Source organism: Chryseobacterium oryzae (assembly GCF_022811665.1).
GTDB classification, from domain to species: Bacteria; Bacteroidota; Bacteroidia; order Flavobacteriales; family Weeksellaceae; genus Chryseobacterium; species Chryseobacterium oryzae.
Window position 1 is genome coordinate 570,810 of record NZ_CP094529.1, and the last position, 15,355, is coordinate 586,164.

The window sequence follows — 15,355 nt, forward strand, 5'->3', positions numbered from 1 at the left end:
TTTCAACAATCAAACCATTTTTTTTTGACTTAAATTTAACCTCAAAAAAATTGATAGCTTATATTTCAAGGCAAGAAATCTTATTCTTAGGCTTTAGTGAAATGCTATTAATTAAATAGAGCAATCACGAAATCTTACTCCACTTATTCTTCCCTTTATAATTCTGTAAATAATAATTTTTAATAATCTGATTGTCTGGTTTTGATAAATGCGGATCGGCTTCCAGAATTTTTTCGACCAAACCTTTGGTGTTTTTAATGATTGCGGCATCATTGACTAAATCCAGTCTTTTAAAATCTACGACACCGCTTTGCTGAGTTCCCAAAATATCTCCCGGACCACGAAGCTGCATATCAACTTCAGAAATTTTAAAACCGTCGTTGGTTTCTACCATAGTTTTAATTCTTGTTCGGCTGTCGCTTGATAATTTATCGGAAGTCATGAGAATACAATAGCTCTGTTCTGCACCTCTTCCCACTCTTCCACGAAGTTGATGAAGCTGAGAAAGCCCGAATCTTTCAGCACTTTCAATAACCATCACCGAGGCGTTCGGAACATTTACACCCACTTCAATTACCGTTGTTGCTACCATAATCTGCGATTTTCCCGAAGCGAAATAATTCATTGCAGCATCCTTTTCATCCGGTTTCATTTTCCCATGAAGCATGGTAACGCTGTAATTAGAAAAATTATCCATGACATGTTCCAGACCTTCCATCAGGTTTTTATAATCTAAAGTTTCAGATTCTTCAATTAAAGGATAAACGAAATAAATTTGTCGTCCATTTCTTATTTCTTCATGGCAGAAATTATACACATAAGCCCTATCTTTTTCTCTTCTGTGGGCGGTGATAATGGGTTTTCTTCCAACGGGCATTTCGTCTATTACAGAAACATCAAGGTCAGAATAAAAGCTCATCGCCAAAGTTCTCGGAATAGGGGTTGCCGTCATCACCAGAATATGGGGCGGAATTTTATTTTTTGCCCAAAGTTTAGCTCTTTGTGCAACGCCGAAACGGTGCTGCTCATCAATAATTGCCAAACCGAGGTTTTTAAATTTCACCTTATCTTCCAAAATAGCATGAGTTCCCACTAAAATAGAAAGTTCGCCATTTTCCAATTCCTCATGAATCATTTTTCTTGCGGAAGCTTTTACAGATCCGGTTAGAAGACTTACTTTTATTTCGGTATCTTTCAGTAAATCTTTAATTCCATTGTAATGCTGTTGGGCGAGAATTTCTGTAGGAGCCATTAAACAGCTTTGAAAGCCGTTGTCTAAAGCAATAAGCATCGTTAATAAAGCCACCATCGTTTTTCCAGAACCTACATCGCCCTGCAAAAGTCGGTTCATCTGGATGGGCCTTTTCATATCCATTCTTATCTCCTTTAAAACTTTTTTTTGGGCATTTGTTAAATCAAAAGGAAGATGATTTTCGTAAAATCTGGTAAAATAATCTCCTACAATGGGGAAAGGATTTCCTACGGACTGTGTTTTATGATGAAGCTTTTTTAAAGCATAACCCAATTGGAAAAAAAAGGATTCTTCAAATCTTAACCGATAATCTGCCCTTTCAAAATGTTGCTGATCTTTTGGGAAATGAATATTCAGAAAGGTGTGTTGTCTGGATAAAAACTGATAATGACGAATAAGAGATTCCGGCAGATTTTCCTGAATTAAACCAGGGATTTCTTTGCAGATATTCCTTAAAACATTCTGAAAAAACTTTTGGTTTAAACCTCTTTTGCTGAGCTTTTCCGAGCTTGGATAAATGGGTTTGAGCCTTGTTTCTGCTTCTTTATTTTCTTCAGCTTCAATTTCAGGATGAGGCATAGAAAACTGATGATTAAAAACATTGATTTTTCCGAAAATATAGACTTCACGGTTGATAGGAATCTGTTCTTTCAACCATTTTGAGTATTGAAACCATACCAAATCCATTGTTCCGGTAGAATCATTAAATTTTGCCGTTAACCTCTTTGTTTTTCCGGTCTGAATTTCCTGAACAGAAGTTATTTTTCCTTTCAGCTGAACTTCAATGCTGGTTTCCTGAAGACCAGAAACGGTAAAAACCTTGCTTTTATCCAGATATCGTATAGGATAAAAATTAAGAAAACCTTCCACAGTAGAAATTCCCAACACATTTTTGATGAGTTTGGCACGTTCGGAACCGATTCCTTTTACAAATTCTATGGGAGTTTCTAAAGTCATTTATTTAAAATTCCTGATACGGATTTAATATGAAAATAAAGTTTCGAATTTCGGTAAAATAAAAAAGACTTCCAAAATTTTGAAAGTCTTAATTCTACATTTTCGCAATGTATTAATCTTTTATTTTTGATTTGAATTTTTTCTGATAGTCTTCCCAGTCTTCACGCGTTTTAATTTTTTTGTATAAATCCCCGGAAATAAACGAAAGATAAGGCTCCAGCTCTTTCGCAGACAATTCACCCTGCAAAATTGTAATCGGTTTGCCTTGCTCATCCAAAAAAACTGTGCTTGGAACTGCATTAACGTTCATAAACTGTGTAAATTGGTGTAGAGAATTTCGTCCTCTTTTCTGTGCTGAATTTTCATTTGAAAATTTTCTTCCAAAAATTTCTATCGTCTTTTTCTCTTCAGCATTAAATTTTACAGGGTAATAATTTTCATTCAAAAATTCTGAAATGGTAGTGTGTCCGTATGTTTTTTTATCCATTATTTTGCAGGGACCGCACCAATCTGCATAAAAATCAATAAGTATTTTTTTAGGCTGTGTTTTTTGGGCTTTCAAAGCTTCTTCAATAGTCATCCATTTTACCTGAGCAAAATTCAGAGTAATCAAAAAAAGGAAAATAAAACTTATTGATCTTTTCATACTAGAAATTTATGATATGCCAAAAGTATTATTTTACTTCCTGCATTAATTTTTTGATGAATGGAGATATCAAAATTAATACCACTCCGGCAATTAGTGCATATATAGCCAATTGGTAATATCCGTCCGTGTAAGACTGCAATTTAGAAACTAAGTCTTTTCCTGTATTAGATTCTGAAATTTCTGCACCCAATTTTCCCGCAGCAAGCTGACCGAATGCACTTGCCAAAAACCATAAACCCATCATCATTCCGAATAGTCTTTTCGGAGATAGTTTTGTGATAATCGACATACCAATAGGTCCCAGACAAAGTTCACCAATGGTAGTGATGAAGTAAGCAAAGGCAAAAACATTCAAAGAAGTGATCCCTTCTGCATTGGCGAAGAATTTTGTGTAATAAAAGATATAAAATGAAGCGGAAAGAAATAAAAATCCTATCCCAAATTTAATCAGAGTGTTCGGTTCCAGCTTTTTCTTTGCTAACCAAAGCCACAATAAACCGATGATGGGGCTTAAAATGATAACAAATAAAGTGTTCGAACTATTATTCACAACGTTAGGATCCATATTGAATCCTAATAAATTATGATCCAAATTATCTTTGGCAAATAAAGAAAGTGAGCCGCCACTTTGCTCGTAAATGGCATTAAAAAGAAAATAGAAAAATATAAATGCAAAAGCAGCAATTAATTTTTTCTGAAGATTTGAAATCTCCAGTCTGATTAATTCATAAACAAAATAACCTACTGCAATAATTCCGATAGTGTACATAAAATAGTCTGTATAATCGGTATTTTTCACCATAATGAAGATTAAAGGGATGCTTAATATGGAAAGTACATACACAGCAATTTCGCGCATTCTTCTTTTTGATGGTTCCAGATTGAGCAGGGGAGAGTTTCCGATAGGTCCCAGATTTTTTTTGGTAAAAAGGAAAGTTAATAAACCAATAACCATCACCAAAGCAGCTGCAAGAAAACATAAAGTCCAGGAATGATATTTTCCTAAGTAAATACATAGAGCACCTCCTAAAAGGCCTCCAATATTAATTCCGGCATAGAACATCCCGTATCCGGCGTCTCTTCTCGGATCTTTTTCATCGTAGAGTTCTCCAACCATCGAAGACACGTTAGGTTTAAAAAATCCCGTTCCGATGATTGAAAATGCAATTCCAATATAAAAAAGTTCTTTTGGTGAAAAAGCAATCAGTGAATTACCGATTACCATCACGATTCCGCCAAAGAAAAGAGATTTTCTAAATCCTAAAATTTTATCTGCGAAAATTCCGCCAATAAAAGTAAATGCATATACAAAAGCCTGAATGGCACCATATTGCAGATTTGCTACGCCATCTTTTAATAATAGCTGGTCTACCATAAAGTATGTAAGTACCCCTCGCATTCCGTAGAAGCAGAAACGTTCCCACATTTCTACGGTAAAAAGTGTCCAAAGTTGTTTAGGATATTTTCCTTTAAAATTTTGTATTTCTTCTAGGCTAAGACTCATAAGTGATTGTTTATAAATGAAAAAAACAATAATTTCTTATTATTGATAAGTAAGAATTATTGCCAAACGAATTTATAAAAAAACCTCTGAAAAAATCAGAGGTTTAATTAATATTTTAAAAATAGTTTATTTTACTCCGTGCATCATTTTCTTTAAAATTGGTGAAATTAATGCAAGAATTACTGCTGCAATTCCACAAAGAACTACGAATACCATGAAGAATTCAAATAGATTGTGAATTGTAAATCCTGCAAATCTATTATATTCTACTGTAATAATATTGTCTGATTTAAGCTTTGATAATTCTGGTTCAGAAAGGTAAGTCAATTGTTCAGGCTTGACTTCTGCTTTTTTATCTGCTTTCTTGATCTTGTTTATTGTTTTATTATTTTTTTCAATAGCTTCATTTAGCTTGATTCCGGTTTTGTCGAGTTTTTCTTTATCAATCTTCGCAAGGTCATATTGTGCTAAGATAAACAATTCTTTTCCTGAAACGTCATATTTTTTATCTAAAACTGCTTGAAGATCGATACCCTGCTTTTCGGAAGCTATAAATTTATCTCCAGTTGCAGGCAAAATAGAACCTAAAGTTCCTGCTAACGCATAGCCTGCAGCATTCGAAATAAAGAATACACCGTACAACAATGAAGCAAATCTTTTTGGCGATAGCTTTCCTACCAAAGAAAGCCCAATTGGAGAAAGACAAAGCTCTCCACAAGTTTGAATAAAATATAGTAACACTAACCATTTAATTGCTAGAAGACCGTTGTTTCCTAAATCTTTAACATTGTAAGCAATGATGAAATATGATAAAGCAATCAGAGCTAATCCCATAGCTTGTTTCAGTGGAGAAACCGGTTCTTTTCCTTTTGCTCTTAGTTTATCCCATAGAAGACTGAAAGGTACAGCTAGAATTACCACAAATAATCCGTTGAAAATTTGAACCATAGAAGCAGGCATTTTCCAACCGAATAAGAATGTTCTGTCTGTTTGATTGTCAGCAATAAAGGTTAAAGAAGAACCAGCCTGTTCAAAAGCTGCCCAAAAGAAAATAATAAAGAATGATACAATATAAATTACTAAAATTCTTTGAATTTCTATTTTCGTCAAAGCTTTATCCAATAAGATAAGAATAGCTAATGAAATCCCTGAAGCATAAATGATTGGATAAATTATACCTTTAACCAGACTTCCGATTTCAAATTTACTGAAGAAAACTTCATTTACATGTAGGTACCTGAAAACAAAGAAAAGAACTACAAATAGGCCTACTGTAATACCTAAAGATGCTGAAGAGAATTTTGCTTTTTCTCCCTCTTCTTCTTTGTTTCTTGATTTTGAAGGTAATCCACCAATAGGTTTACCTTCAGGGTCAACTACATATTTATCTTTTAAGAATAGAAATATTAGAGTTCCCAAAACCATCGCAATACCAGCAGCTAAATATCCCCATTTGAAAACAAAAATATCTCTTTGCCCATCTACCACAACATCTGCAATAATCGGTACAAAATATTGGCTTAATAAAGCTCCAATATTAATTCCCATATAGAAAATGGTAAAAGCCGAATCTAATTTTGATTTTTCTTGAGCAGGGTAAAGGCTACCCACCATGGAAGAAATATTAGGTTTGAAGAATCCGTTACCAAAAATAATAACCAGCAAACCTAACCAGAATGCTATTTTTGAAGTTTCTAATCCGGTATCAAATATTGTAGCACTGTAGAAAAGTAAAAACTGACCAACTGCCATCAATGTACCTCCTAAAAGAATGCAGTACCTGTTTCCCAAGAATTTATCTGCAATAAAACCTCCTAAAAGTGGTGTTAAATAGCATAGAGCCAAAAAACCACCATAAATAATTGATGCATTTGATTCTCCTAAACGCAAAGCATTTACCATAAACAGAGTTAAGATTGCTCTCATTCCATAAAAATTGAAACGCTCCCACATTTCCGTTCCGAAAAGTACCCACAATCCCTTTGGGTGTTTGGTCTTCGACTGAACTACTGTATCCATATATACTTGTTAAATTTTTGTTAAGACTAGCAAATATAGTTTTTTTTAGGTTTTTGGCAAGTTTTAATTTAATTTTAAATAAAAAAAGCCGCAGAATAATCTACGGCTTACTGTTTTCGGATTTCAAAAATTTAATTTATTTCTCTATCCTTCATTATTTTATTGAGACGTTTCAGAATCGAAAGACCAAGTAAAGTTGCCAGAAGTAATAAGCCAAAATTCACGATAAAGAAATTAGCTTTGTTATCATAATCATACCAAAAGCTGGCTAAAACTCCGGAAAGTTTGTTTCCGATTGAAGTAGAAAGAAAAAATCCTCCCATCATTAAAGCGGTAATTCTTGGAGGAGAAAGTTTAGAAACCAAAGACAATCCCATTGGCGAAAGGCAAAGTTCTCCTACAGTTATTACTCCGTAAGCGGCTACAAGCCATAAAGCTGAAACTTTTATAAAACCATTTTGTCCTGCATACACAGCTCCTACCATTACTAGACAAGATAACGCAGAAATGAATAATCCCAATACAATTTTTGAGGGAGTGCTTGGTTCTTTGCCTTTTCTTCTAAGCATCATAAAAAAAGCAACAACAACCGGCGTTAGAAGAATCACCCAACCCGGATTGATGGATTGGAATAATTCCGTATTGTAAAGATGAACTGTTTGCGAAGGATCTACTTCTAATTTTGCTTTTTCAGATTCAGAAACATTTCTAAAATAAATATCTTTTCCTTGTTCTTTCAAGGCTTTACCATTTGCATCTTTTTTCACCTGATATTGGTGGTCGTAAACAGAAACTTCTTTGTTTTGGTAATCTTTTTTGTCAACCAAATAAATTGCTTCTAAAGGCTTTTCTACCGCTTTGGGAACTGTTCTGTCTGTATAATAGTTTGCCCAGCGGGTTAAAGCGGTTCCGTTTTGTTTAAAAACAGCCCAAAACATTAAACTTACTGCAAAAATGGCTAGAAGAGCACCGATAGGTTTTTTGTCTTCGGCATTTGCCTTTACGTAGAGCATTACATAAAAGTATATAACCGGAATACAGGCGAAAATAAAAGCATCTGTGCTGTCGCTTCCAAAAATATTTTTCGGAATGAACCATCCTATTAGTCCGAAAATAATAGCGGGTAAAAATACTTTTACCAAGATATCAGAAATTTTGGTACCTCCTTCTTGTGCAGGTTTTAAAATATTTGCCTGTATAATATGTTTTTTTCCAATTGTAAAAATCAACAAACCTACGAACATTCCTACTCCGGCAGTCATAAACGCAGGACCCCATCCATATTTATTACGCATAAATGCAGCAATAATATTGCATACAAATGCCCCAATGTTAATTCCCATATAGAAAATATTGTATCCGGCATCTTTATTTGCTTTGTAAGGCTCTTCGTTGTAAAGATTTCCCAGAAGTGTAGAAATACTAGGCTTGAAGAACCCATTTCCTATAATAATTAAAGCTAATGAACCATAAAAGAGTGGTAATTCTTTAAACAAACCAATTCCTAAATAGCCTAAGCCCATCAAAAAACCTCCAATATATATTGCTTTGATATATCCTAAAACTCTATCCGCTAAAAATCCGCCTAAAAAAGGAGTTAGATACGTTAAAGCGATAAAAGTTCCGAAGATGTCGTCCGCATTTTTATCATCAAACGCCAATCCGCCTTTCTCACTGTCAATCATATAAAGCACAAAAATTCCGAGGATCAGATAATATCCGAAACGTTCCCACATTTCTGTGAAAAACAGATAGGGTAAACCTTTAGGGTGTTTAGTTTTCATAATTTTTTTGAATTTTTTCAAAAATAGCTTTTTAAATTTAAATGAAGAAAATTAAATGAATGCCCGGATTGAAATCGTATTTAGCGATGATCAAAACTTGTTTAAAATTTTCTTTGAGTGTATATCAATTTTGAATAAATTTGTCATCATTAAAAAATTAAAAATGAATACACCGTCAGAATTAAAGTACACTAAAGATCATGAGTGGATTAAGATAGAAGGAAACACTGCCACTATCGGGATTACAGATTTTGCACAAGGAGAATTAGGAGATATCGTTTATGTAGATGTTGATACCGTGGATGACGAAATAAGTGGAGGAGATGTTTTTGGAAGCGTTGAGGCTGTTAAAACCGTATCAGACCTTTTCTTGCCTATCTCTGGGAAAGTAACCGAATTTAATTCTGCTTTAGAAGATCAGCCGGAACTTTTAAATTCTGATCCGTATGGAGAAGGTTGGATTATTAAGCTTGAAATTGCTGAAGATGCAGATCATTCAGAATTGCTTTCTGCGGAAGAATACCAAGCATTAATTGGATAAAATTTCAAACATATTTAAAAAGATATTGCCCATTTATTGGGCATTTCTTACATATATGCTTTTACGTCCTGGGGAAGAAAATCATGAATATTGGTTTATGTTTTCGGGAATAGACAAAGTATTGCATGTAAGTATCTTCGCTGCATTAGGTTTCTGCCTTATTGCATCATTTCCTAGATTAAAATTTTCTTATTTTTTTCAGATTATTCTTATTTACGCCTTTCTAACAGAGATTTTACAAGAAGAAATGAAACTTGGGCGATCTATGGAAGCTCTGGATATTATTGCAGATGTTGCAGGTTGCTTATTAGGATACTATACATATCGATTGTTTATAAAGAAGTTTTTCTCTCATTAAATCTACCTCCATTTGGAGGTATTTTTATGTGATTAGCTTTATTTGTGGGGCATTTATTTAGACAAACGATGATACATTTCTAGCTTTAGAATAAAAAATCAAACAAAGCTTAAAAAAAATAGTGGCTGATCTCCATGCTGTTATGCTGTTAATGTTACGTGATGGTAAATTTTATGTTAAATTAATTTGTTTTGTGTTTGTATGAATATCTATCTTTGCGGCACCGAAAAACGGAAGTTAAGTAGGTAGCGCAGGAGAGTAATTGATAAATAGCTTTAAAAGAGGTAACGAAAAAAACTTTAATTTTTTTTAAAAAAGGGATTGTGGTTTTAAAAATAGTTATTATCTTTGCAGTCCCGATTAGGGGAGAGTAGGAGCGTTATTGATAGGGGTGTTTGGGAGTTAGGGTTAATTAAAAAAAACTTTAAATTTTCTTCAAAAACATTTGGTCATTAAAAAATAAGTTATTACTTTTGCACTCGCAAATACGGAGCGACACTGACAGAGAGATTGCTACGTTAAAAAGCGGAAGAAAAAAAGATCATTGACATACAATATAACAACCAAGTAAGGAAAAACTAAAGCGTTAAAAAACTTTGAGTGAGTCAGACAAACATACAATGGAGAGTTTGATCCTGGCTCAGGATGAACGCTAGCGGGAGGCCTAACACATGCAAGCCGAGCGGTATTGTTTCTTCGGAAATGAGAGAGCGGCGTACGGGTGCGGAACACGTGTGCAACCTGCCTTTATCAGGGGGATAGCCTTTCGAAAGGAAGATTAATACCCCATAATATATTAGATGGCATCATTTGATATTGAAAACTCCGGTGGATAGAGATGGGCACGCGCAAGATTAGATAGTTGGTGAGGTAACGGCTCACCAAGTCGATGATCTTTAGGGGGCCTGAGAGGGTGATCCCCCACACTGGTACTGAGACACGGACCAGACTCCTACGGGAGGCAGCAGTGAGGAATATTGGACAATGGGTGGGAGCCTGATCCAGCCATCCCGCGTGAAGGACGACTGCCCTATGGGTTGTAAACTTCTTTTGTACAGGGATAAACCTATTTACGTGTAAATAGCTGAAGGTACTGTACGAATAAGCACCGGCTAACTCCGTGCCAGCAGCCGCGGTAATACGGAGGGTGCAAGCGTTATCCGGATTTATTGGGTTTAAAGGGTCCGTAGGCGGATCTGTAAGTCAGTGGTGAAATCTCACAGCTTAACTGTGAAACTGCCATTGATACTGCAGGTCTTGAGTAAAGTAGAAGTGGCTGGAATAAGTAGTGTAGCGGTGAAATGCATAGATATTACTTAGAACACCAATTGCGAAGGCAGGTCACTATGTTTTAACTGACGCTGATGGACGAAAGCGTGGGGAGCGAACAGGATTAGATACCCTGGTAGTCCACGCCGTAAACGATGCTAACTCGTTTTTGGGCTTTATGGTTCAGAGACTAAGCGAAAGTGATAAGTTAGCCACCTGGGGAGTACGTTCGCAAGAATGAAACTCAAAGGAATTGACGGGGGCCCGCACAAGCGGTGGATTATGTGGTTTAATTCGATGATACGCGAGGAACCTTACCAAGGCTTAAATGGGAATTGACAGGTTTAGAAATAGACTTTTCTTCGGACAATTTTCAAGGTGCTGCATGGTTGTCGTCAGCTCGTGCCGTGAGGTGTTAGGTTAAGTCCTGCAACGAGCGCAACCCCTGTCACTAGTTGCCATCATTCAGTTGGGGACTCTAGTGAGACTGCCTACGCAAGTAGAGAGGAAGGTGGGGATGACGTCAAATCATCACGGCCCTTACGCCTTGGGCCACACACGTAATACAATGGCCGGTACAGAGGGCAGCTACCAAGTGATTGGATGCGAATCTCGAAAGCCGGTCTCAGTTCGGATTGGAGTCTGCAACTCGACTCTATGAAGCTGGAATCGCTAGTAATCGCGCATCAGCCATGGCGCGGTGAATACGTTCCCGGGCCTTGTACACACCGCCCGTCAAGCCATGGAAGTCTGGGGTACCTGAAGTCGGTGACCGTAAAAGGAGCTGCCTAGGGTAAAACAGGTAACTAGGGCTAAGTCGTAACAAGGTAGCCGTACCGGAAGGTGCGGCTGGAACATCTCATTTTAGAGCGTTGAAGAACGTTAAACAAACAAGTACGCAAGTACAAAAAAAACTTACTTAAAGTTCAAGCTTTAGTTTTTATTTGGTTGTCATATATAAAAGATAAATGATGAAAGATCATTGATTAATAATAGCAGAGATGCTTAATCACTCATCCAACATCGATTATCAATTATAAAATACAAAACCCACTAGAAATTAGTATAGGGAGAGAGACAAAAGATGGTAGATAAAAGAAGATAGACTTAATGGTCTTGTATCTGAAATCTATTATCTCAAATCTAAATGAAGTCTCGTAGCTCAGCTGGTTAGAGCGCTACACTGATAATGTAGAGGTCGGCAGTTCGAGCCTGCCCGAGACTACTAATTGAAAAGACGGGAAGACATCAGATAAGAGACATCAGACAAAAAAGTCTAAAGTCTGTAATCTGACATCTGAAGTCTACTAGCGGGGAATTAGCTCAGCTGGCTAGAGCGCCTGCCTTGCACGCAGGAGGTCAAGGGTTCGACTCCCTTATTCTCCACGGATTGTACGAAGTACGAAAGTACAGAGTATAATGTATGAGGGTAATAAAAGGAAATGTATACTACATAGTGACGGAGCCGTCATTAGAACATTTTACTTGATTATTTAAGTACAAGAAAATAAGATCATTGACATTAACGGTAAAGACATCACAAAGAGAAAACCGAGCACTTATAAGTGCTTGAGTAACCTAAAAATAGGAAAGAAATCGTTAAGGGCGTATGGCGGATGCCTAGGCTTTCAGAGGCGACGAAGGACGTGGTAAGCTGCGAAAAGCTCGGGGGATTGGCACACACGAATAGATCCCGAGATGTCCGAATGGGGCAACCCAATACATTGAAGATGTATTACCTCGTAAGAGGAGCAAACCCGGAGAACTGAAACATCTAAGTACCCGGAGGAAAAGAAATCGAAGAGATTCCGTAAGTAGTGGCGAGCGAAAGCGGATTAGCCCAAAAGTCTTTATATATTTAGAAGAACGTACTGGAAAGTGCGGCCGTAGACGGTGATAGCCCGGTATTCGAAAGGTATATATAGATGATAAATGAGTATGGCGGGACACGTGAAATCCTGTCTGAATATGGGGGGACCATCCTCCAAGGCTAAATACTCCTGAAAGACCGATAGTGAACAAGTACTGTGAAGGAAAGGTGAAAAGCACTTCGAATAGAAGGGTGAAATAGAACCTGAAACCGTACGCCTACAAGCGGTCGGAGCACCAATAGGGTGTGACGGCGTGCCTTTTGCATAATGAGCCTACGAGTTAATTTTACTAGCGAGGTTAAGGACTTCAGGTCCGGAGCCGGAGCGAAAGCGAGTCTGAATAGGGCGCTGAGTTAGTAGGATTAGACGCGAAACCTTGTGATCTACCCATGGGCAGGTTGAAGCTTTGGTAACACAAAGTGGAGGACCGAACCGGTTGACGTTGAAAAGTCTTCGGATGACCTGTGGGTAGGGGTGAAAGGCCAATCAAACTGGGAGATAGCTCGTACTCCCCGAAATGCATTTAGGTGCAGCGTCGCAAATGAGTTTATTAGAGGTAGAGCTACTGATTGGATGCGGGGGTTTCATCGCCTACCAATTCCTGACAAACTCCGAATGCTAATAAATGTTCTGCGGCAGTGAGGGCATGGGTGCTAAGGTCCATGTCCGAGAGGGAAAGAACCCAGACCAACAGCTAAGGTCCCCAAATATATGCTAAGTTGAAGCAACGCGGTTGAACTGCATTGACAGCTAGGATGTTGGCTTGGAAGCAGCCATTCATTTAAAGAGTGCGTAACAGCTCACTAGTCGAGCGGTTCGGCATGGATAATAATCGGGCATAAGCATATTACCGAAGCTATGGATTTATAATTTATTATATCTGGTAGGGGAGCATTCTGTTTGCGCCGAAGCAGTATCGTGAGGTATTGTGGAGCGGACAGAAAAGAAAATGTAGGCATAAGTAACGATAAAGGGGGCGAGAAACCCCCTCACCGAAAGACTAAGGTTTCCTCAGCCATGCTAATCAGCTGAGGGTTAGTCGGGACCTAACGCGCACCCGAAAGGGGAAGTGGATGGACAATGGGTTAATATTCCCATACTTGCTCACACTAAAAAGGGGACGGAGTGCCGTACTTACTGAAGACTGACGGAATAGTCAAGACCTAGCCTTCGGGCGAAGTTGCTGTAGGGAAAGTGCTTCCAAGAAAAGCCGAAGTGAAGCAACCCGTACCAAAACCGACACAGGTAGTCGAGGAGAGAATCCTAAGGTGCTCGAGTGAGTCGTGGCTAAGGAACTAGGCAAAATAGTCTCGTAACTTCGGAAGAAGAGACGCCATCAGCAATGGTGGCCGCAGTGAAGAGGCCCAGGCGACTGTTTATCAAAAACACAGGACTCTGCTAAATCGAAAGATGCTGTATAGGGTCTGACACCTGCCCGGTGCTGGAAGGTTAAGGAAGGGCGTTAGCGTAAGCGAAGCGTTTGACTGAAGCCCCAGTAAACGGCGGCCGTAACTATAACGGTCCTAAGGTAGCGAAATTCCTTGTCGGGTAAGTTCCGACCTGCACGAATGGTGTAACGATCTGGGCACTGTCTCAGCCACGAGCTCGGTGAAATTGTAGTATCGGTGAAGATGCCGATTACCCGCAATGGGACGAAAAGACCCTGTGAACCTTTACTATAACTTCGTATTGACTTTGAGTAAGTAATGTGTAGGATAGGTGGGAGGCTTTGAAGCAGGCACGCTAGTGTTTGTGGAGCCAACGTTGAAATACCACCCTTTACTTACTTGGAGCCTAACTTCTTTTAGAAGGACATTGCGTGGTGGGTAGTTTGACTGGGGTGGTCGCCTCCAAAAGAGTAACGGAGGCTTTCAAAGGTACCCTCAGCACGCTTGGTAACCGTGCGTAGAGTGTAATGGCATAAGGGTGCTTGACTGTGAGACCAACAAGTCGATCAGGTGCGAAAGCAGGACATAGTGATCCGGTGGTTCCGTATGGAAGGGCCATCGCTCATAGGATAAAAGGTACTCCGGGGATAACAGGCTAGTCTCCCCCAAGAGCTCACATCGACGGGGAGGTTCGGCACCTCGATGTCGGCTCGTCACATCCTGGGGCTGGAGAAGGTCCCAAGGGTTGGGCTGTTCGCCCATTAAAGTGGCACGCGAGCTGGGTTCAGAACGTCGTGAGACAGTTCGGTCTCTATCTATTGCGGGCGTTAGATGTTTGAGAGGGCTTGAATCTAGTACGAGAGGACCGATTTGAACAAACCTCTGGTGTATCAGTTGTACCGCCAGGTGCACCGCTGAGTAGCTATGTTTGGAAGAGATAAGCACTGAAAGCATATAAGTGCGAAACTCGCCTCAAGATGAGACATCTTTTAAGGGTCGTGGGAGATGACCACGTTGATAGGCTACAGGTGTAAAGTTGGTAACAGCATAGCCGAGTAGTACTAATTACCCGTAGATTTATAGCCTATAAGTTTACATTAAATCAAGCCTTATAAGTGCGACACTGGTTTTGCCTTTGTGATGAAATTTACCGATAAAAAGATGTCAGATATAAGACATCAGATACAAGACTTTAGTTAGTCTGAAATCTAATATCTAACCTCTGAAATCTATATACCTTATTTAGGGTGGTTTTAGCAGAGGGGCTCACCTGTTCCCATTCCGAACACAGAAGTTAAGCCCTCTAGCGCCGATGGTACTGCGAAAGCGGGAGAGTAGGTCGCCGCCAGTTTTTTTCAAACCTCATACACAAATGTATGAGGTTTTTTTATTGTATTTTATTCTATTCTATTCTATTTTAATTGAAATCCTAATCCAATCATAATATCAATCCAAATCCTAAAAGATTACTCTTAAACGCATTCATTAAACACTGAAAATATATTGAATTGACAATTATATATTTGAGTGGTTTAATCTTAATTCAAATACAGAAACATATTCTTTTTTATTAACTAACGTTAAATCACAATTTAATACTAAATGAAATACCTACGGAATCAACAATATTATCCAATTCTACTCATTACTTATTATCTATAAAAGTATTGCTATTCGCAAATTGCATAAACTATGATATTAAGTTTATTAATATTATTTTTGTTAAAATTTTAATTCTTCGATGAATAATAAATTCTTATTAA

Annotated in this window: 7 protein-coding genes, 2 tRNA genes and 3 rRNA genes; 7 read left to right on the forward strand and 5 right to left on the reverse strand. The window is 38.0% G+C overall.

The genetic code is table 11. From position 1 onward, the window contains the following. Positions 1 to 124: 124 nt before the first annotated feature. The 5 genes from recG to MTP08_RS02715 all read right to left on the reverse strand — a co-directional run bounded on the left by recG (position 125) and on the right by MTP08_RS02715 (position 8,165). Positions 125 to 2,209, reverse strand: coding sequence for an ATP-dependent DNA helicase RecG (gene recG, locus MTP08_RS02695; RefSeq protein WP_243576945.1), 2,085 nt, complete (start codon positions 2,207 to 2,209; stop codon positions 125 to 127). Positions 2,210 to 2,321: 112 nt separating this feature from the next. Continuing rightward, entirely contained in the window at positions 2,322 to 2,855 is a 534-nt protein-coding gene (locus MTP08_RS02700; protein ID WP_243576946.1) for a thioredoxin family protein, read from the reverse strand. Positions 2,856 to 2,883: 28 nt separating this feature from the next. Then, entirely contained in the window at positions 2,884 to 4,362 is a 1,479-nt protein-coding gene (locus tag MTP08_RS02705; protein WP_243576947.1) for a peptide MFS transporter, read from the reverse strand. A gap of 126 nt (positions 4,363 to 4,488) precedes the next feature. After that, on the reverse strand, positions 4,489 to 6,381 hold the full coding sequence (locus tag MTP08_RS02710) for a peptide MFS transporter (protein WP_243576948.1): 1,893 nt from the start codon (positions 6,379 to 6,381) through the stop codon (positions 4,489 to 4,491). A gap of 131 nt (positions 6,382 to 6,512) precedes the next feature. Beyond that, complete coding sequence (locus MTP08_RS02715; RefSeq protein ID WP_243576949.1) at positions 6,513 to 8,165, reverse strand: peptide MFS transporter; 1,653 nt, start codon at positions 8,163 to 8,165, stop codon at positions 6,513 to 6,515. A gap of 163 nt (positions 8,166 to 8,328) precedes the next feature. On the opposite strand from MTP08_RS02715, the gene gcvH reads away from it, so the two are divergent. From gcvH to rrf, 7 genes are all read left to right on the forward strand, one after another. After that, a complete protein-coding gene (gcvH, locus tag MTP08_RS02720; protein WP_209389894.1) occupies positions 8,329 to 8,706 on the forward strand; it encodes a glycine cleavage system protein GcvH in 378 nt (125 codons plus the stop codon). 55 nt (positions 8,707 to 8,761) lie between these two features. Beyond that, positions 8,762 to 9,064, forward strand: a complete 303-nt coding sequence (locus MTP08_RS02725; protein WP_243576950.1) for a VanZ family protein — start codon at positions 8,762 to 8,764, stop codon at positions 9,062 to 9,064. Between the two features lie 617 nt (positions 9,065 to 9,681). Next, positions 9,682 to 11,198: ribosomal RNA gene (locus tag MTP08_RS02730) — 16S ribosomal RNA — on the forward strand. Positions 11,199 to 11,484: 286 nt separating this feature from the next. Beyond that, positions 11,485 to 11,558 (forward strand) — tRNA-Ile (locus MTP08_RS02735). 87 nt (positions 11,559 to 11,645) lie between these two features. Continuing rightward, positions 11,646 to 11,719: transfer RNA gene (locus MTP08_RS02740), tRNA-Ala, on the forward strand. 203 nt (positions 11,720 to 11,922) lie between these two features. Beyond that, positions 11,923 to 14,677: ribosomal RNA gene (locus MTP08_RS02745) — 23S ribosomal RNA — on the forward strand. Positions 14,678 to 14,835: 158 nt separating this feature from the next. Further along, a 5S ribosomal RNA gene (rrf, locus tag MTP08_RS02750) occupies positions 14,836 to 14,943 on the forward strand. The 16S, 23S and 5S rRNA genes sit together here with 2 tRNA genes alongside, the layout of an rRNA operon. Positions 14,944 to 15,355: the final 412 nt, after the last annotated feature.

Excerpts from the sequence above, each read along its gene's own strand:
- MTP08_RS02725 (WP_243576950.1), top strand. The coding sequence starts at position 8,762 with ATGCTTTTACGTCCTGGGGAAGAAAATCATGAATATTGGTTTATGTTT.
- MTP08_RS02710 (WP_243576948.1), bottom strand. The coding sequence starts at position 6,381 with ATGGATACAGTAGTTCAGTCGAAGACCAAACACCCAAAGGGATTGTGG.
- recG (WP_243576945.1), bottom strand. The coding sequence starts at position 2,209 with ATGACTTTAGAAACTCCCATAGAATTTGTAAAAGGAATCGGTTCCGAA.
- MTP08_RS02700 (WP_243576946.1), bottom strand. The coding sequence starts at position 2,855 with ATGAAAAGATCAATAAGTTTTATTTTCCTTTTTTTGATTACTCTGAAT.
- gcvH (WP_209389894.1), top strand. The coding sequence starts at position 8,329 with ATGAATACACCGTCAGAATTAAAGTACACTAAAGATCATGAGTGGATT.
- MTP08_RS02705 (WP_243576947.1), bottom strand. The coding sequence starts at position 4,362 with ATGAGTCTTAGCCTAGAAGAAATACAAAATTTTAAAGGAAAATATCCT.
- MTP08_RS02715 (WP_243576949.1), bottom strand. The coding sequence starts at position 8,165 with ATGAAAACTAAACACCCTAAAGGTTTACCCTATCTGTTTTTCACAGAA.